This is a genomic window from Kitasatospora sp. NPDC059327, from assembly GCF_042752535.1.
Classification (GTDB): domain Bacteria; phylum Actinomycetota; class Actinomycetes; order Streptomycetales; family Streptomycetaceae; genus Kitasatospora.
The window spans coordinates 66159-82138 of record NZ_JBHYYB010000002.1; the positions used below are offsets into that span (position 1 = coordinate 66159).

The 15980-nt window shown below is 74.1% G+C and carries 17 protein-coding genes and 1 pseudogene; 4 read left to right on the forward strand and 14 right to left on the reverse strand.

Translation table 11 applies throughout. The annotated features are described in order from the left end of the window. Positions 1-5: 5 nt before the first annotated feature. Entirely contained in the window at positions 6-1187 is a 1182-nt protein-coding gene (locus tag ACFXHB_RS01480; RefSeq protein ID WP_380571260.1) for an XdhC family protein, read from the forward strand. Between the two features lie 41 nt (positions 1188-1228). Here ACFXHB_RS01480 and ACFXHB_RS01485 read toward each other — a convergent pair whose 3' ends face one another. Beyond that, positions 1229-1522 carry a hypothetical protein gene (locus ACFXHB_RS01485; RefSeq protein ID WP_380571261.1) on the reverse strand — a complete coding sequence of 98 codons (294 nt, stop codon included), beginning with the start codon at positions 1520-1522 and terminating at the stop codon, positions 1229-1231. A 161-nt stretch (positions 1523-1683) separates the two neighbouring features. On the opposite strand from ACFXHB_RS01485, the gene ACFXHB_RS01490 reads away from it, so the two are divergent. Next, the gene (locus ACFXHB_RS01490; protein WP_380571262.1) at positions 1684-1977 is read left to right on the forward strand and encodes a hypothetical protein; all 294 of its coding nucleotides are present in this window, start codon (positions 1684-1686) and stop codon (positions 1975-1977) included. A 1-nt stretch (position 1978) separates the two neighbouring features. Here the strand turns inward: ACFXHB_RS01490 and ACFXHB_RS01495 are convergent, their stop codons facing one another. After that, positions 1979-2599 (reverse strand): LysE family translocator, encoded by a 621-nt coding sequence (locus ACFXHB_RS01495; protein WP_380571263.1) that lies wholly within the window; start codon positions 2597-2599, stop codon positions 1979-1981. 48 nt (positions 2600-2647) lie between these two features. Further along, positions 2648-2851 (reverse strand): cold-shock protein, encoded by a 204-nt coding sequence (locus ACFXHB_RS01500; RefSeq protein ID WP_380571264.1) that lies wholly within the window; start codon positions 2849-2851, stop codon positions 2648-2650. 113 nt (positions 2852-2964) lie between these two features. Between ACFXHB_RS01500 and ACFXHB_RS01505 the strand changes: the two genes are divergently transcribed. Next, a complete protein-coding gene (locus ACFXHB_RS01505; protein WP_380571265.1) occupies positions 2965-3942 on the forward strand; it encodes a helix-turn-helix transcriptional regulator in 978 nt (325 codons plus the stop codon). On the opposite strand, the gene ACFXHB_RS01510 is transcribed toward ACFXHB_RS01505, so the two are convergent. After that, a complete protein-coding gene (locus ACFXHB_RS01510; protein ID WP_380571266.1) occupies positions 3933-4847 on the reverse strand; it encodes an SDR family oxidoreductase in 915 nt (304 codons plus the stop codon). The two genes, ACFXHB_RS01505 and ACFXHB_RS01510, sit on opposite strands and share 10 nt — an antisense overlap. Positions 4848-4960: 113 nt before the next feature. Here ACFXHB_RS01510 and ACFXHB_RS01515 point away from each other — a divergent pair, with 113 nt between their 5' ends. Next, a complete protein-coding gene (locus tag ACFXHB_RS01515; RefSeq protein ID WP_380571267.1) occupies positions 4961-5209 on the forward strand; it encodes a ribbon-helix-helix protein, CopG family in 249 nt (82 codons plus the stop codon). Here the strand turns inward: ACFXHB_RS01515 and ACFXHB_RS01520 are convergent. The 10 genes and pseudogenes from ACFXHB_RS01520 to allB all read right to left on the reverse strand — a co-directional run bounded on the left by ACFXHB_RS01520 (position 5167) and on the right by allB (position 15943). Continuing rightward, the gene (locus ACFXHB_RS01520; RefSeq protein ID WP_380571268.1) at positions 5167-5583 is read right to left on the reverse strand and encodes a PIN domain nuclease; all 417 of its coding nucleotides are present in this window, start codon (positions 5581-5583) and stop codon (positions 5167-5169) included. The genes ACFXHB_RS01515 and ACFXHB_RS01520 overlap by 43 nt on opposite strands. After that, positions 5576-5773: a type II toxin-antitoxin system VapB family antitoxin gene (locus tag ACFXHB_RS01525; RefSeq protein WP_380571269.1), complete on the reverse strand. Its 198-nt coding sequence runs from the start codon at positions 5771-5773 to the stop codon at positions 5576-5578. The genes ACFXHB_RS01520 and ACFXHB_RS01525 overlap by 8 nt, the downstream gene beginning before the upstream one ends. A 79-nt stretch (positions 5774-5852) precedes the next feature. Next, a complete protein-coding gene (locus ACFXHB_RS01530; protein WP_380571270.1) occupies positions 5853-7574 on the reverse strand; it encodes an SDR family oxidoreductase in 1722 nt (573 codons plus the stop codon). Next, positions 7571-8473: a M24 family metallopeptidase gene (locus tag ACFXHB_RS01535; RefSeq protein ID WP_380571271.1), complete on the reverse strand. Its 903-nt coding sequence runs from the start codon at positions 8471-8473 to the stop codon at positions 7571-7573. Before ACFXHB_RS01535 ends, ACFXHB_RS01530 begins: the two co-directional genes overlap by 4 nt. A 13-nt stretch (positions 8474-8486) precedes the next feature. Then, a complete protein-coding gene (locus tag ACFXHB_RS01540) occupies positions 8487-9575 on the reverse strand; it encodes a PDR/VanB family oxidoreductase (protein ID WP_380571272.1) in 1089 nt (362 codons plus the stop codon). 19 nt (positions 9576-9594) lie between these two features. Then, positions 9595-10509: a metal-dependent hydrolase gene (locus tag ACFXHB_RS01545; protein WP_380571273.1), complete on the reverse strand. Its 915-nt coding sequence runs from the start codon at positions 10507-10509 to the stop codon at positions 9595-9597. A 240-nt stretch (positions 10510-10749) separates the two neighbouring features. After that, positions 10750-11529: an IclR family transcriptional regulator gene (locus ACFXHB_RS01550; protein ID WP_380571274.1), complete on the reverse strand. Its 780-nt coding sequence runs from the start codon at positions 11527-11529 to the stop codon at positions 10750-10752. Positions 11530-11786: 257 nt separating this feature from the next. Next, complete coding sequence (locus ACFXHB_RS01555; RefSeq protein ID WP_380571275.1) at positions 11787-13247, reverse strand: catalase; 1461 nt, start codon at positions 13245-13247, stop codon at positions 11787-11789. A gap of 267 nt (positions 13248-13514) precedes the next feature. Then, positions 13515-14567: pseudogene (alc, locus tag ACFXHB_RS01560) on the reverse strand (allantoicase); the annotation flags it as partial. Then, positions 14564-15943, reverse strand: coding sequence for an allantoinase AllB (gene allB, locus ACFXHB_RS01565; RefSeq protein WP_380571276.1), 1380 nt, complete (start codon positions 15941-15943; stop codon positions 14564-14566). The gene allB and the pseudogene alc, both read right to left, overlap by 4 nt. Positions 15944-15980 lie beyond the last annotated feature (37 nt).

The following is a 15980-nucleotide window of genomic DNA, read 5'->3' on the forward strand; positions in this document are numbered from 1 at the left end:
CCGACATGCACGACATCGCCGAGCAGCTGCAGGCCTGGCACGCGTCCGGGCGTTCCTTCGCCGTGGCCACGGTGGTCGGGGTCTCCGGCAGCGCACCGCGCGACCCGGGTGCCGCGCTGGCCGTCGACGCGGCGGGCGAGGCGATCGGCAGCGTCTCCGGCGGCTGCGTCGAGGGGGCCGTCTACGAGCTCTGCCGGGACGCCATCGAGTCCGGCGAGCCGGTGCTGGAGCGGTTCGGCTACAGCGACGAGGACGCCTTCGCGGTCGGTCTGACCTGCGGCGGCGTCCTGGACGTCTTCGTCCAGCCGGTCGTCCCCGGCGCCGACGCCGCGCTCGACGCCGGCATCACCTACATCGCCTCCGGCACCCCGGTCGCCCTGGCCCGGGTGATCGCGGGCCCCGGCGCACTGCTCGGCGCCACCGTCGCCGTCACCGCCGACACCCACCACGGGGCGCTGTCCCCCGCGCCCTCGACCGTGGCGCCGCTGGAGCGCGCCGCGGTCGCCGAGGCGCGGGCCATGCTCGACGCGGGACGCACCGGCCGGCTGGTCCTCGGCCTGGACGGGCGTCCCTGCGACGACCGGGAGCAGGGCACCGTCACCTTCTTCGTCGAGTCCTACGTCCCCGCGCCGCGGATGATCGTCTTCGGCGCGATCGACTTCGCCGCCGCCGTGGTGCGGATCGGCAAGTTCCTCGGGTACCACGTCACCGTCTGCGACGCCCGGCCGGTGTTCGCCACCGAACGGCGCTTCCCCGAGGCCGACCAGGTGGTGGTCGACTGGCCGCACCGCTACCTGGACTCCCAGCTCGACCGGATCGACGGGCGGACGGTGCTCTGCGTCCTCACCCACGACGCCAAGTTCGACATCCCGCTGCTGGAGCGCGCGCTGCGCCTGCCCGTCGGCTACGTCGGCGCGATGGGCTCGCGGCGCACCCACCGGGACCGTAACACCCGGCTGCGCGAGGTCGGCCTGACCGACGCCGAGATCGGCCGGCTGCGCTCCCCGATCGGCCTGGACCTCGGTGCCCGCACCCCCGAGGAGACCGCCGTCTCGGTCGCCGCCGAGATCGTCGCCCACCGGCGGGGCGGCAGCTGCCTGCCGCTGAGCGGCGGCCACGGGCCGATCCACCACGACCTGGCGCGGGCCGGGCAGCCGGCCGGGGACCCGCGCCCGCACGCGGCCTGACCCGCACGCGACCTGACCCGGTCGCGCCCGGTCACCGCGGTTCAGCGCACCACGTACTGGACCTCGCGGATCAGCGGCGGCGCGGTCGGGATGCCGACCTCCTGGAGGATCGGCATCAACACCGCCGCGAAGTGCTCGAAGGCCTCCCGGGACTCCCACACGTCGGTGACGTGCCAGCCGCCCTCCGGAATCGGACCGGCCACGTGCACCACCAGCCCGCGCACCGGCCAGTCCGACGGCGCGTTCAGCCCGGCGCCGCCGGTCAGCCGGTCCACCGCCTCCTCGTACTGGTCCCGGGTGGTGTCGGGGAATTCGAACGTCGCGATGATCGTCATGGGCTGCTCCCGTCCGGTGGGCTCCGTCGCCTCCCATGCAGCCCCGCCGCCGACCGCCCGGCCATCCCGGCGCCACCACCCGGGTGACGTTGCGTGGCCGCCGCGACAGCGGGACGCTGGAGACCAGGACTCACCCCGAGCCCGGGGAAGGAGCACGGACCATGCGTGCCCTGCTGGAAATCACGATGGACACCGAGACCGCCAACCGGCTGATCGCCGACGGCGCGGTCGCCGAGAAGTTCGACCGCATCATGGGCGACCTCAAGCCCGAGGCCGCCTACTTCTTCGCCCGCGGCGGCCGACGCTGCCAGATCGTCGTCATCGACGTCGCGGACGAGGCCGCGCTGCCCTCCGTCTGCGAGCCTTTCTGGCTGGAGTTCAACGCGGACGTCGACGTCCACCTCTGCATGAACGCCGACGACCTGCGCGTCGGGCTGGGCCGGCTCGACCGCTGACCTAGTCGGCGAGCGCCAGCCGCAGCCCGAAGCCCACCACCACGGCACCGGTCACCCGGTCCAGCAGGCGGCGCGCGGCGGGCCGGCTCAGCCAGCCGCGCACCACCCTGGCGAAGCCCACCAGCACCGCCGACCAGAGCATCCCCTCCACCACGTGGACGCCGGTCAGCGCCACCCCGGCGGCGAAGTGCGGGGCACCGGCGGGGATGAACTGCGGCAGCACCGCGACGTAGAACACCCCGACCTTGGGATTGAGCAGATTGGTGAGCGTGCCGCGCCGCCAGCCGGAACCGAACCCGCCACCGGCCGGCGCCCGCTCCGGCTCGGCTCCGCCGCCCCGGTTGCGCAGCATGCCGATCCCCATCCAGACCAGGTAGGCGGCCCCGGCCCAGCGCAGGATCTCGTACGCCGCCACGGAGGCGGTCAGCAGGGCCGTCACCCCGGCCGAGGTGAGGGTGCCCCAGATCAGGGTCCCGGTCTGGATGCCGAGCACCACGCCCCAGGCCTGCCGGCGCTCCCCCAGGGCGGAGGTGCGCAGCACCAGCGCGGTGTCGAGCCCGGGCGTGAGGGTGAGCAGCCCCACCACGAGGGCGAAGGACCACAGGGCGGTCGTCATCTCCATGAGCCTTGATCGTAGGGCCTCGGCGGGCGTGGGCGGGCCGCTCCCCGGCTACAGCGGCCGTACCCGCTCGGCGACCCGGCGGCCCTCCTGCTCGGTCGGGTCGTACTCCACCCGGCGGCCCTCGGCGAGCACCCGGTCGCCCTCGCCGACGATCGAGTCGAAGTACACGTACAGGGCGGGCCCGTCCTCGTCGGGGGTGATCAGGCCGTAGCCGTGGTTCGCGTGGTAGGACTGCACGGTGCCGGTGGCCATGAGGGTTCCTCACTTCCGCTGGGTGATGGAAGTCCTGGGTACCAAACGCCCGGCCCGGATCGGGGGCGACACTCCCTGGACCCGGGACCGGCCCGACCGGAAGGGGTGGAGCGATGCGGGCCGCACGGGCCATCTCCCTGCTGTTGCTGCTCCAGGCCCGGCGGACCATGACCGGCGCCGAGCTGGCCGCCGAGCTGGAGGTGTCCGAACGCACCGTCCAGCGGGACGTCCTGGCGCTCGCCGAGGCCGGCGTCCCGGTCTACGCCGACCGCGGCCGGGCCGGCGGCTACCGGCTGCTGGACGGCTACCGCACCCGGCTGACCGGGTTGGACCGGGCCGAGGCCGAGGTGCTGCTGCTCGCCGGACTGCCCGGCCCGCTGGGCGACATGGGGCTCGACGCCCCCGCGCTGGCCGCCCGGCTGAAGGTGCTGAGCGAGCTCGGCGAGGCGCCCGCCAGCGGGGTGCGGCGGTTCCACCTGGACGCGCCCGGCTGGTTCCGCGACGCGCCCGTACCGCCGCTGCTCACCGAGGTCTCCCGGGCCGTCTGGGGCGAACGGCTGCTGCGGGCCCGGTACCGGCGCGGCGCGGACACCGTCGAGCGGACCCTGCACCCGTACGGACTGGTGCTGAAGGCCGGCACCTGGTACCTGGTGGCCAGGCCGGAGGGCGCGGACGGTGCCCGGGTGTACCGGGTGTACCGGGTGGACCGGTTGACCGGCGCCGAGCCGCTGGACCGGCCGGCCGCCCGGGAGGAGGGCTTCGACCTCGCCGCGTTCTGGGCGGCCAAGGCCGAGGAGTTCGCCCGCTCGCTGCTGCGGGAGAGCGTCCTGGTCCGGCTCAGCCCGCTCGGGGCCGAGCGGCTCCCCCACCTGCTGGAGCCGCTCGCCGCCCGGCAGGCGCTGGCCGGCGCCGGCGAGCCGGACGACGAGGGCTGGATCACCGTCCGGCTCCCGGTCGAGTCGGCGGAGGTCGCCTACGAGGAGCTGCTGCGCCTCGGCCCGGAGGCGGAACTGCTCGAACCCCCGGCGCTACGGCGGCGTTTGGCGCTGGCCGCGGCCCGCACCGCCGCGCGCTACGGCGTTCAGCGGTAGCCGGCCGGGTCCAGCGGGCCGTCCGCCGTCTCCGCGTCCACCAGGTAGCTCCAGGCGTCCGGGCGGCTGCCGTCCAGGTCGGTGAAGCCGTACTCCTTCGCCAGGGCGCCGCCGGAGAGCGAGGTGCCGTTGAAGCGTGCCACCGCGGGGTCGCCGGCCAGGGCCACCACGGCGCGGCCGATGTAGCCGGGCGACTCCGAGATCCCGAAGTCAGGCTGCTGCCGGGTCGCGTCGCGCCAGGTCTCCTCGGTGACGCCGAAGTGCTCCAGCATCATCTCCGAGCGCAGCCAGCCGGGAGTGAGCGCGACCGCCGTCGCGCCGCGCGGGCCGAGCTCGTGGCCGAGGGCGAAGGCCATCCGCAGCACCGAGGACTTGGCGAGGTCGTAGAACAGGGAGTTGCGGTAGCGGGTGGCGTTGTACTCGGCGGTGCCGTCGGTCATCTCCACCACCAGCCCACCCGGTCGGCGCAGCAGGAGCGGCAGCAGGTGGTGGTTGGTGATCGCGTGCGTCTCGACGGCCAGCCGCAGCAGTCGCAGCCCGTTGTCCAGGTCGTGCTCCCAGACCGGCTTCTCCCACTCGAAGAGGTTCTCGCCGCCCCAGATGTCGTTGACCAGCAGGTCGAGCCCGCCCTGCTCGGCCCCGACCCGCTCCGCCACGGCCGCCACCTCGGCGGGGACGAGGTGGTCCGCCCGCACCGCGATCCCCCGGCCGCCGGCCGCGGTGACCAGCTCCGCCGTCTCCTCCAGGGTCTCCGGCCGCCCGTACTCCGAACGGTGGCCCCCGGCGCTGCGGCCCGTCACGTAGACCGTCGCCCCGGCGGCTCCCAGCTGTACCGCGATCCCCCGCCCGGCTCCCCGGGTCGCCCCGGCGACCAGTGCGACCTTGCCCTTGAGCGGCTCCGTCATGTCGTGCCCTTCCGTGGTGCTTCCTCCGACACCGTCGATGCTGTCGTGGAATCCCGACACCTGCTGTCGGGATTCCACGGAAACCCAACGGCTTCACGTGGAAGGATCTCGGTGTGCCACTCAAGCGCGTCACCGTGTCCGTGGAGACCGAGGACCTCGCCGTGCTCCGGGCCGCCGCGGCCCGATCGGGGACGACCGTGTCGGCGCTGGTCCGCGACGCGGTCCACCTGGCCGCGATGTCCAGTCGGACGTGGGACGAACCGTTCTTCAGCGCCACGTACACGCCGGTGGCCGAGGCGGCGGACGCACCCGGTCCGGGTCAGTCCGCGGTACCCGGCGGGACGACCCAGCGGGTCGGCTGACCGGTGACGGCGGCGATCGTGTCGTAGTCGCCGTCGTAGTGCAGGACCGTGGCCCCGTGGCGCTCCGCGGTGGCCGCGATGACCAGGTCGGCCAGGGACAGCGCCCGCCAGTTGCCGACGGAGGTGAGGAGGGCCTGCACCTCGGCGGCGCGGTCCCACACCTCGTCGGGTGTCGGCAGCCAGTCGAAACCGCGCAGACCCTCGCGGATCCGATCGGCGTCGGACTTGGACCGGGCGCCGTGCAGGATCTCCAGCTCGACGGCGCCGCAGAGCGCGAGCAGTCCCTCGTTGAACAGCAGGTCGACCACCGCCCGGACCGGCGGCTTGGCGTAGCGGGCGAAGGCCGACTTGTCGATCAGGAAGCGCTCAGTCACCCTGGTCCACCGGTCCGGTGAGATCGGGCAGGCCGCCCTCCGCGAGCCAGGAGAGGAACTCCCGCCCCTTGCGGCGCTTGACCGCGTCCTCGAGGGCCGCGTTGACGGTCGCCACCTTGGTCGAGGTCCCGAAGATCTCGGCGGCCTCGGCCAGCAGTTCGTCATTGACGTCTATCACGGTGCGGGTCATGGCCGACCTCCCGGAGCAGCGCGGGCCTGCGATATCAATTCTCATCGTATCCGATATCACAGGCCCACGGGCCCTCCCCTCAGGTCACGTTGAGGCGGGCCGCCAGGCGCAGCAGGCCCGGGGAGAGCCGGCTCAGGAAGCGGGCGGCCTTCGCCTCCGGGGTGACCGGGACGACCGGCTTGCCGGTGCGGACGGCGCGCAGGATCGCGGCGGCGACCTTCTCGGGCGGGAAGCCGCGGCGGGCGTAGAGCTTGGCGGCGCGGGCCTGCTTGGCGGCCTGCTGGTCGGCGGTGGTGGCGGAGAAGGTGGAGGTGCGGGTGATGTTGGTGTTGACGATGCCGGGGCAGATGGTGGAGACGCCGACGCCGTGTCCGGCCAGCTCGGCGCGCAGGCAGTCGGAGAGCATGAAGACGGCGGCCTTGCTGGTGGCGTAGGCGGTGAGCGCCTTGGACGGCAGGTAGGCGGCGGCCGAGGCGAGGTTGACGATGTGCCCGCCCTCGCCGCGGTCGGCCATCAGCGAGCCGAAGGCGCGGCAGCCGTGGATGACGCCCCAGAGGTTGACGTCCAGGACGCGCTGCCACTCCTTCTCGGTGGTCTCCAGGAACGTCCCGGAGTGGCCGATGCCCGCGTTGTTGACCATCACGTCGGGCACGCCGTGCGCGGCGGCCACCGCCTGGGCGAAGGCGTCGACGTCGGCGCCGTCGCTGACGTCGACCCGGTAGGCGTGGGCCGGCGGGCCGATCAGGGAGGCGAGTTCGGCGGTGCGCCGGGCGGCGTCGAGGTCGAGGTCGCAGACCACCACCCGGGCGCCCTCCTCGGCGAAGGCCAGCGCGGTGGCCCGGCCGATGCCGCTGCCGCCGCCGGTGATGACGACCAGGGGGCCGGCGGCGGCCGGGTCGGGGGCCTGTCCGGCGTCGACACCGGCGGTGAACTCGCGGACCATCCCGGCCACGGCGGTTCCCTTCTCCAGGAGGGCGGACCAGTGGGTGGCGTGCAGGGAGCGGCGGGTGAGCCTCGGCACCCAGCGCTCCAGCCCCTCGAAGAGGAACTCGCCGACGTAGTGGTCCCGGGTGAGGGTGATCAGCTGGACCGGCACCTCGGTGGACCGCTCGCGCGGGTCGCGCAGGGTGGGGCGCATATTGGCCCGGTAGAGCTCGATGCCGCGCACCGCGTCCCGGCGCAGGGTGGGCTGCGGGTGGTTCGGGCGCGGGGTGACCGCCTCCAGGTCGCGCAGCACCCGGGGCCAGGCGCGGGCCAGGCCGAGCCGCCAGATGCCGGGCGCGAGGTAGGGCAGGTGGAAGGCGGTGATGTACCAGGAGTGCGCGCCCTGGGCGAGCAGCTGCTTGAGGTGGCGCGGGGTGGGGCGGCGGTAGCGCTCGCGCATCCAGTGCCCGATGTGGTCCAGGCAGGGGCCGGACATGGTGGTGTAGGAGGCGAGCCGCCGTTCGGCGCCGGGCGAGGTGACGGCCTCCCAGGACTGCAGCGAGCCCCAGTCGTGGGCCACCACGTGCACCGGGCGGTCCGGGCTGACGGCGTCGGCGACCGCGAAGAGGTCGGCGGCCAGGTGCTCCAGCCGGTAGCCCTCGCGCGAGGCGGGCACCCCGGACTCGCCGGCGCCGCGCACGTCGTAGCGGACCACGTGGTGGTCGCGGGCGAGGTCGGCGGCGATGTCGTCCCAGACCACGTGGGTGTCCGGGTAGCCGTGCACCAGCAGCACGGTGGGCGCCTCGGGGTCGCCGTCCTCGAAGACGGCGAGCGGCAGCCCGCCGGAGAGGACGGTACGGCGGCGGGTGGTCGTCATCGGGTCGCCTCCTGGGCGGTCGCCTCGGTCCGGGCAGCGGTCCAGCGCCGCACGTGCGGCAGGTCGTCGTCGAGCCAGTGGGCGCCCCCGTGCTCGTCGTCAGGGGTCTCGGTGACCACCAGCAGCTCCTCGAACTTGATGCCCACCGCGCGGAAGCCGATGTGCGGCTCCACCGCCCACAGGCCCGGGGTCGGCGCGTGCCGGGAGGACCGGCCGTCCGCCCAGAGCGGCGAGCGTCCCTGCAGGCGCTCGCCGATCAGCTCGCGGCCGAGCGTCTGGAGTGTACGCACCCCGAAGCCGAACACGTTCACCCCGGCGGGGCCGCGGCCGGTCGTCCTGGTGACCTGGTGACCGATCACCCGCCCCGGGTAGACCCGGTGGCGGTTGTCGTAGCCGTGCGCGGCGATCTGCGCGTCCACCGCCGCGTACACCTCGTCGAGCGGGCGGCGGGCCCGGACCTCGGCGAGGATCAGCTCGCGGTACACCTGGAGGTCGGCGGCGAGCCGGTCCCAGACCGGGTTCTCGCCGACCTTGCCGCCGTAGCCGATGTCGGCGGTGTAGCCGTCCACGATCGGCGCGCAGTCCAGCACGTACGGCATGCCCTCGGCGAGCCGGCGGTCGCCGGCGAAGAACTGCAGCGGGGTGTGGAAGTGCCGGAAGGCGGTGCGGTCGCCGAACCAGGCGAAGGGGACGTGGAAGAAGTCCTGCACCCCGGCGGCGACCAGGCGCCGGCGCAGCTCGGCCGTGGTCTGCCGCTCGGTCACGCCCGGTTCGATCCAGGCGGCGACCTGTTCGGCGCAGTGGTAGGCGAGTTGCTGGACCTCGCGGAAGCGGTCGAGGTCCTGGTCGGTGTACGGGAAGGCCGGGGTGCGGGGCACGGCCGGGGGGCGAAGCAGCACGGGAGCTCCTGTGCTAGAGGTCGAGGACGAGGGTCTCGCCCTCGGCGGCCCGGGAGACGCAGGGCAGCAGGGCGCCGGCGGCGCGCTGCTCGGGGGTGAGGCGGCGGTCGCGGTGGTCCGCGGTGCCGGACAGCAGCCGCAGCTCGCAGGTGCCGCAGAACCCCTGGTGGCAGGAGTACGGCAGCTCGGGCCGTGCCTCGCGGAGCACGTCCAGCGCCGACCGGTCGGCGGGGACGTCCAGGGCCGGGCCGTCCGCGCCGAGGCGGACGGCGAACGGCTCGCCGCCGGTGATCGGGGCGGCGCCGAAGCGCTCGAAGTGCAGGGCCCCGGCCGGCGATCCGTCGAGGGCCCGCTGGACGGCGGCCAGCATCGGGGCCGGGCCGCAGCAGTAGACGGCGGCGCCGGGCGGCGCGTACGCCAGCAGCTCGGCGCCGGTGGGCACGGCGCCGTGCTCGTCGTCGGTGCGCAGGTGCACCCGGCGCGGGTCGAGAGCCCGCAGCGCCTCCGTGTACGGGACGGTGTCGGCGCTGCGGCCGACCTGGACGAGGTGCCAGTCCAGGCCGTGGCGCCGGGCCTCGTGGACCATCGGCAGCAGCGGGGTGATCCCGATGCCGCCCGCCAGCAGCAGGACGGCCGGTTCGGCGCAGAACGCGAAGCCGTTGCGCGGGCGGCGGGCCGTGAGGCGGGCGCCGGGGTGCAGCTCGGCGTGGATCTCGACGGAGCCGCCGCCGCCCCCGGGCAGCCGGCGGACCGCGATCCGGTAGGTGGTGCGGTCGCCGGGGTCCCCGCAGAGCGAGTAGTGGCGCTCGCGGCCCGAGGGCAGCGCGAGGCGCAGGTGCGCGCCGGGCTGCCAGGGCGGGAGCGCCCCGCCGGAGGGGTCGCCGAGCGACAGCTCGACGACGTCGGTGGCGACCTCCCGACGGGCGGTGACGACGAGTCGCAGCGCCGGGGTGGGGCGGCCGAGCGGGCGCCGGGGGTTGCGGCGCAGCAGCGGGCCGCCCAGGGCGGGGCTGTAGCGGTCGCCGAACGCGGTGAGGCGGCGCATGAAGCGGTCCGCGCGGGGGCGGCCGTAGAGGTCCGGGGGCGGGTTGTGCAGGTCCATCCGGGCGACTCTCCTGGCGTCAGTGGGCGGCGGCGCGGGCGGCCGGGGAGGTGGCGAGGTACCCGAGGGCCTGGCTGGAGGAGCCCTCCTGGGTGGGGTGGTAGCCGGGCCGCAGGTAGCGCAGGCCGGAGCGGAGCGAGCGGACCGGGTCGGGCAGCAGTCCGCGCCTGGCGAGCTGCCGCGCCTCGCGCCAGCTGGGCCTGATCCGGCCGTCCAGGGTGGGGTCGGCGGCCAGCAGGAAGCGGGCGCCGCGTACCCAGAGGTGGACCAGCAGCGGCCCGGAGACGGCCATGCCGCGGATCCGGCGGCCGTAGCCGGGGTCGAGGTGGACCATCAGGTCGTAGGCGACGCTGCGGTGTTCGACCTCCTCGGCGCCGTGCCAGCGCAGCAGGTCCAGCATCGTCGGGTCGGCCTTCGCCCGGTCCAGGCCCGGGGAGTTGAGCGCCCAGTCGCCCAGGAAGGCGGTGAAGTGCTCGATCGCGGCGACGAACGCGACCCGCTCGATGACGTTCTCGCGCTGCCGCGCGGGCGCCAGGCCGGGCTTGTCCCCGAGGACGCGCTGGAACAGCCAGGCGATCTGGCGGACGTAGGGGCGCGGGTCCAGGCCCTGGCCGAGCAGGTGCTCCAGCACCTCCTGGTGCGCCTGGGCGTGGATGGCCTCCTGGCCGATGAAGCCCAGCACCTCCTCGCGCAGCTGCTCGTCCCGGATCAGCGGCAGCGCCTCCTTGAACACCTTGACGAACCAGCGCTCGCCCTCCGGGAGCAGGAGGTGCAGGACGTTGATGACGTGGGTGGCCACCGGCTCGTCCGGGATCCAGTGCAGCGGCAGCCCGGACCAGTCGAAGCGGACGTCCCGGGGCTCCAGGACGAGACCGTCGTGGACCCGGGCGGCGGGTGCGGAGACGGCGGGAACGGGTGTGGTGGTGCGGGGCATGGAGGCCCTCCTGACCTGGGGCGGCGGGGTGGCTCGGCTCGCGCGGCTCCAGGCAACCTACTCGCGGGTAGAGCCGGCTACAAGGGCTTCGGCACCTCTTATCGACATCGAGTCTAATAAGTGATGTGCACCGCGCGGCGGCCCGGGAAACGCGCAAGCCCCGCCGGATCCGACGGGGCTTGCGGGCGCGGCCGGCCGGAGCGGGCCGAACGAGGGCGGGTCGGGGCGGCTCGGGGTGGGTCAGACCGCCATCGCCAGCATCAGCGGAGCGGCCCGGGCGGCCAGCAGCTCGGCGGCCGCCTTCAGCCGGTGCACGTTGCCGACCGGCATCGAGGTGGCCAGGCAGCCGACCGTGCTCCCCGCCGTCACCGGCACCGCGGCGCAGACGGTGCCGAGCGCGTACTCCTGGATGTCCAGCACCGGCACGGTGGCCGGCTGACGCTCCAGCCGGTGCATCAGCTGGTCCGCGTCGACGACCGTCCGCGAGGTCAGCCGGGCGACCGGGTGGCGGGAGAGGTGGTCCCGGCGGGCGTCGTGGTCGAGCTGGCTGAGCAGGCACTTGCCGATCGCGCTGGCGTGCGCGGTGGCCCGGAAGTCCACCCACTCCTGCACCGCCGGCGCGTGCTCGGCGGCGGCCACCGCCTCCACCGACAACTCACCGTCGTGGTAGCGGGTGAAGTACACGGCCGCGCCCAACTCGTCCCGGAGTTCGGCGAGTTTGCGGTCCAGCCGGGCCCGCACCAGCTGCTCGCGATTGTGCTGGCCGAGCAGCGCGAAGGTGCCGCCGAGCACCCAACCGCCGTCCTGGCACTGCAGATAGCCCTCGATCTCCAGGATCTCGGCGAGCCGGCGGACGGTCGGCAGCGCCAACGACGTCTCCCGGGCGAGGGCGACCAGGGTGGCCCCGCCGGCGTGCCGGTCGACGGCCTCCAGCAGTCTGAGGGCGTGCTGCAGGGAGGTGAACGGACCGGGCACGCCCTGGTCCATCGTGGCGTGGCGACCCGGGGCTGGTGTCGACATGTCGTCCCCTTCCGATGTCCCCCGCGGAGTTACCCGCGGGTGTTCTCCAGCCTAACCACCCCGGAGCCCCGACCGTTGCCGCTCGGCGGATATTCGTGCAGGTACGGTAAAGAACTTGACCGGCACCGGGGTTTGGTGGTCGGCCCGGACAGCACAACGGCCCCTCCCCCACTGCCCTGGGGGGAGAGGCGCGATGTGCGGCCGCCGGGGTGCGGGCCCCGGCGGCCGGTGAGGGTGGTTCGGAAGGGGCCGGTGGGTCAGGCCTCCTCGCCGGCGCGGAGCTTGGCGACGGCGGCCTCCAGGCGGGCGCCGTACTCCTCGTCGGCCGCGTGGAAGTGGGCGAGGTTCTTCTCGACGATGTCGTCGCGCGTCACCTGCGCCAGGAAGCCCGCGATGTTGTCGATCAGACGGGTCTTCTCACCGGCCGACATCAGCCGGTAGAGCTCACCGGCCTGGAAGAAGTCGTCGTCCTTGGTGTGGGCCGGCGTGGTGTAGGTGCCGGTGTGGCCGTCCAGGCGGACCGGCGCGGCGAGCGCGCTGTCCGTCTGGGCCGGGCCGTCGTACGAGTTGGGCTCGTAGTTCTTGCCGCGGCCCGACTTGTTGACGGCCGAGTAGCCGTCCCGGCCGTAGTTGTTCGCCTCGGTCGCCTTGGGGGCGTTGACGGCGAGCAGGGTGTGGTTGACACCGAGGCGGTAGCGCTGGGCGTCCGCGTAGGCGAACAGGCGGCCCTGGAGCATCTTGTCCGGGGAGGGACCGATGCCGGGCACGAAGTTGTTCGGCGAGAACGCGGACTGCTCGACGTCGGCGAAGACGTTCTCCGGGTTCTTGTTCAGCACCAGGCGGCCGACCTTGACCAGCGGGTAGTCGGCGTGCGGCCACACCTTGGTCAGGTCGAAGGGGTTGAAGCGGTAGTCCGCCGCCTCGGCGACCGGCATCAGCTGGACGTAGAGCGTCCAGCTCGGGAACACGCCGCGCTCGATGGCCTGGTGCAGGTCGCGCTGGTGGCTGTCGGCGTCGGCGCCGAGCACCTCGGCGGACTGGCCGCCGTCCAGCGAGCGGATGCCCTGGTTGGTCTTGAAGTGGTACTTCACCCAGAAGGCGTCGCCCTGCTCGTTGACCCACTGGTAGGTGTGCGAGCCGTAGCCGTTCATGTGGCGGTAGGAGGCCGGGATGCCGCGGTCGCCGAAGAGCCAGGTGATCTGGTGGGTCGAGGCCGGCGAGTGGGCCCAGAAGTCCCAGACGTTGTCGGCCTCCTGGACGCCCGTGAACGGGTCGCGCTTCTGCGAGTGGATGAAGTCCGGGAACTTGATCGGGTCCTTGATGAAGAACACCGGGGTGTTGTTGCCGACGAGGTCGTAGTTGCCCTCCTCGGTGTAGAACTTCAGCGCGAAGCCGCGCGGGTCGCGCACCGCGTCGCTGGAGCCCAGGTTGCCCGCCACGGTGGAGAAGCGCAGGAACACCTCGGTGCGCTTGCCCACCTCGGAGAGGAAGTCGGCCCGGGTGTACCGCGAGACCTCGTCGGTGACCTCGAAGTAGCCGTAGGCGCCGGAGCCCCGGGCGTGCACGACGCGCTCCGGGATGCGCTCGCGGTTGAACCGGGCCAGCTTCTCCAGGAGCTGCTGGTCCTGGATGAGCAGCGGGCCGTACTCGCCGGCCGAGGCCGAGTTCTGGTTGTCGGCGACGGGCGCGCCCGACTCCGTGGTCAGGATCTTGGACATGGAGGGTCCTTCAGGGTCGACAAAGACGTGCGTGGAGAGGAGGTTGACGGCGACTCAGACGCCGAGCAGGCGCCAGACGGCCGAGCGGCGGCGGGAGGAGTGCTCGCCGTCCGGGCCGTCACCCGGCCGCAGCGCGGCGACGGCCGCGGTGGCCGCGGCCCGGTCCGCCAGCGGGCGGGCGGCCGTCAGGTCGGCGGCCTCCGCGCCGGTGAGACCGGCCTCGGTGAGCGCGGCGACGGCCTCGGCGGCCGGGACGGCGTCGAACCAGCGCAGTGCGAGGCCCGCGCGGCCGGCCTCGGTCAGGCGGCCGGTGAGGCGGAGGCGGGCGAGGCCGCCGTCCGGGTGGACGTTGATCCGCACATGGGTCACCGGGCGGCCGACGTCGAGCCGGAAGCGGTGCCGGGTGTCGGGCTGGAGGCGGGTGCGGGGCAGGATCTCGAACCAGCCGTCGCGGTCGGTGGTGGGATCCCCGCCGGCCGAGGCGTCGTAGCCGGTCAGGTCGGCCCAGCCGGGGGCGTTGGCGACGAAGTGGGTGGTATCCACCTCGGCGGCCAGGACCTCGCCGCCCCCGGCCAGGGCGATCTGCACCCAGTCGTTGGCCTTGTCGCGCCGACGCCGGGTCTCCCAGCCCTCGCCCATGACGGAGGCGCGACCGGGAGCGTTCAGGTTGTGCGGGGAGGAGAAGTAGCGGTCGGACGCCGCCTCGGCCACGCCGCCGTACTCCTGGGCGGCCAGGTCGAAGGTGAGGCCGTCCAGCTCGCGCGGGTCGGGCAGCACCTCGCCGTGCACCCGCAGCCGGGCGACCCCGCCGTCCGGGAAGATGTTGAGGCGCACATGGGTGAAGCGGGTCTCGTCGCCGATCGCGAACTCGTGCGCGGTGTCGCCCTGGAGCGGGGTGCGCGGGAGCAGTTCGACCCACTCGGCGTCCGCGAGCTCCGCCGGCGACGGGTGCCCGGGGACGGCCGCGGCCTCGACCGAGGCGCTCTCCGGGTAGTTGCCGGTGAAGTGGGCGGTGTCGACGATCAGACCCCGGATCACACCGGCGACACCGAGCCGGACGATCGCCCAGTCGTGGTCCTCGTCGGTGGGGTGCGGCTGCTCGGCGCCGATGCCGCGTCGGCGCCTGGACTCCCAGCCGTCCATGATCTGGCCCTTGTGGCCGAAGGTGTGCGCCCGGAACTCGGCGGGCTTGGCGACCAGCAGGTTCTCCGCGTCGGCGAAGGTGTCCTCGTTAGTGGCGACGACGCCGGCGCCGAGCAGCCGGGAGGCCAGGTCGACCAGCTCGGTGAACGGAGCGCTCGGGGTGTTGACGGTGCTCACTGGGTCTCCTGGTGACGGGTGATCCGGCGGCCGAAGGGCTCGGCGGCGGTGTCGACCACCCGGCCGCGCAGCCAGGTGGTGCGGACGGCGCCGGTCAGCGTGCGGCCCGCGTAGGGGGTGACGGGATTGCGGTGGTGCAGCTCGGCGGCGTGCACCGCGAACGCGCCGTCCGGGTCGAAGGCGACCAGGTCGGCGTCGTGGCCGACGGCGATGGCACCCTTGGTGCCGGTGAGGCCGACCAGGGCGGCCGGGCCGCTCGCCATCCAACGGACCACGTCGGACAGGGTGTGGCCGCGGCGGCGGGCCTCGGTCCAGATCGCCGGCAGGCCGAGCTGGAGGGAGGCGATGCCGCCCCAGGCGGCCGCGAAGTCGCCGCTGCCGCCGAACTCGGGCAGCAGCTTGAGGTCCGGGGTGGACGGCGAGTGGTCGGAGACGATCGCGATGAACTCCCCGGCGGCCAGGGCCGCCCAGAGTGCCTCGCGGTTGCCCTCGTCCCGGATCGGCGGGCAGCACTTGAACGCGGTGTCGCCGTCCGGCACCTCCTCGGCCGCCAGGGTGAGGTAGTGCGGGCAGGTCTCGGCGGTCACCCGGACGCCGTCCGCGCGGGCCTGGCGCAGCAGCGGCAGCACCGCGGCGGAGGAGACGTGCAGGATGTGCACCCGGACACCGGTGCGCCGGGCGGTGTCGAGCAGCCGGGCCACGGCCGCGGTCTCGGCGTCGGCGGGCCGGGAGGCGAGGAAGTCGCGGTAGTGGACGCCGGGTTGCTGGGGGGCGGCGGCGAGGACGGCCGGGTCCTCGGCGTGGATGATCGCCAGGGCGCCGATCCGGGCCTGCTCGGCCAGCGCGGCCTCCAGGTCGGCCTGCTCGACGTGCGGGAACTCGTCCACCCCGGACGGGGCCAGGAAGCTCTTGAAGCCGAACACGCCCGCGCGGTGCAGCGGTTCGAGGTCCGGGACGTTGCCGGGGACGGCGCCGCCCCAGAAACCGAGGTCGACCCAGGCCTGACCTTCGGCGATCTTCCGCTTGGCCTCCAGGCCGTCCACCGTGGTGGTGGGCGGGATGGAGTTCAGCGGCATGTCGATGATCGTGGTGACACCGCCGGCGGCGGCGGCCCGGGTGGCGGTGGCGAAGCCCTCCCACTCGGTCCGGCCGGGCTCGTTGACGTGCACGTGGGTGTCGACCAGACCGGGGAGCAGGGCGGTGTCGCCGAGGTCGGTCAACTGCCGGTCGCCGGCCAGCAGCGCGCCGTGCTCGGCGATCTGCTCGATCACGCCGTCGCGGATCAGCACGTCAGCGGGACGCTCGCCGTCCGGCAGGACGACCCGGCGGGAGCGGATCACCGCCGTCGTGCTGACGGACGCCTCGCTGGGGGGCATGGGGGACCTCCGAAAACCTGGGTACGAGTGGGGTGTG

Bases quoted from the DNA above. Each gene is read 5' to 3' on its own strand.
- ACFXHB_RS01480 (WP_380571260.1), top strand. From the start codon at position 6: ATGCACGACATCGCCGAGCAGCTGCAGGCCTGGCACGCGTCCGGGCGT.
- ACFXHB_RS01485 (WP_380571261.1), bottom strand. From the start codon at position 1,522: ATGACGATCATCGCGACGTTCGAATTCCCCGACACCACCCGGGACCAG.
- ACFXHB_RS01490 (WP_380571262.1), top strand. From the start codon at position 1,684: ATGCGTGCCCTGCTGGAAATCACGATGGACACCGAGACCGCCAACCGG.
- ACFXHB_RS01495 (WP_380571263.1), bottom strand. From the start codon at position 2,599: ATGGAGATGACGACCGCCCTGTGGTCCTTCGCCCTCGTGGTGGGGCTG.
- ACFXHB_RS01500 (WP_380571264.1), bottom strand. From the start codon at position 2,851: ATGGCCACCGGCACCGTGCAGTCCTACCACGCGAACCACGGCTACGGC.
- ACFXHB_RS01505 (WP_380571265.1), top strand. From the start codon at position 2,965: ATGCGGGCCGCACGGGCCATCTCCCTGCTGTTGCTGCTCCAGGCCCGG.
- ACFXHB_RS01510 (WP_380571266.1), bottom strand. From the start codon at position 4,847: ATGACGGAGCCGCTCAAGGGCAAGGTCGCACTGGTCGCCGGGGCGACC.
- ACFXHB_RS01525 (WP_380571269.1), bottom strand. From the start codon at position 5,773: ATGACCCGCACCGTGATAGACGTCAATGACGAACTGCTGGCCGAGGCC.
- ACFXHB_RS01530 (WP_380571270.1), bottom strand. From the start codon at position 7,574: ATGACGACCACCCGCCGCCGTACCGTCCTCTCCGGCGGGCTGCCGCTC.
- ACFXHB_RS01540 (WP_380571272.1), bottom strand. From the start codon at position 9,575: ATGGACCTGCACAACCCGCCCCCGGACCTCTACGGCCGCCCCCGCGCG.
- ACFXHB_RS01545 (WP_380571273.1), bottom strand. From the start codon at position 10,509: ATGCCCCGCACCACCACACCCGTTCCCGCCGTCTCCGCACCCGCCGCC.
- ACFXHB_RS01550 (WP_380571274.1), bottom strand. From the start codon at position 11,529: ATGTCGACACCAGCCCCGGGTCGCCACGCCACGATGGACCAGGGCGTG.
- ACFXHB_RS01555 (WP_380571275.1), bottom strand. From the start codon at position 13,247: ATGTCCAAGATCCTGACCACGGAGTCGGGCGCGCCCGTCGCCGACAAC.
- allB (WP_380571276.1), bottom strand. From the start codon at position 15,943: ATGCCCCCCAGCGAGGCGTCCGTCAGCACGACGGCGGTGATCCGCTCC.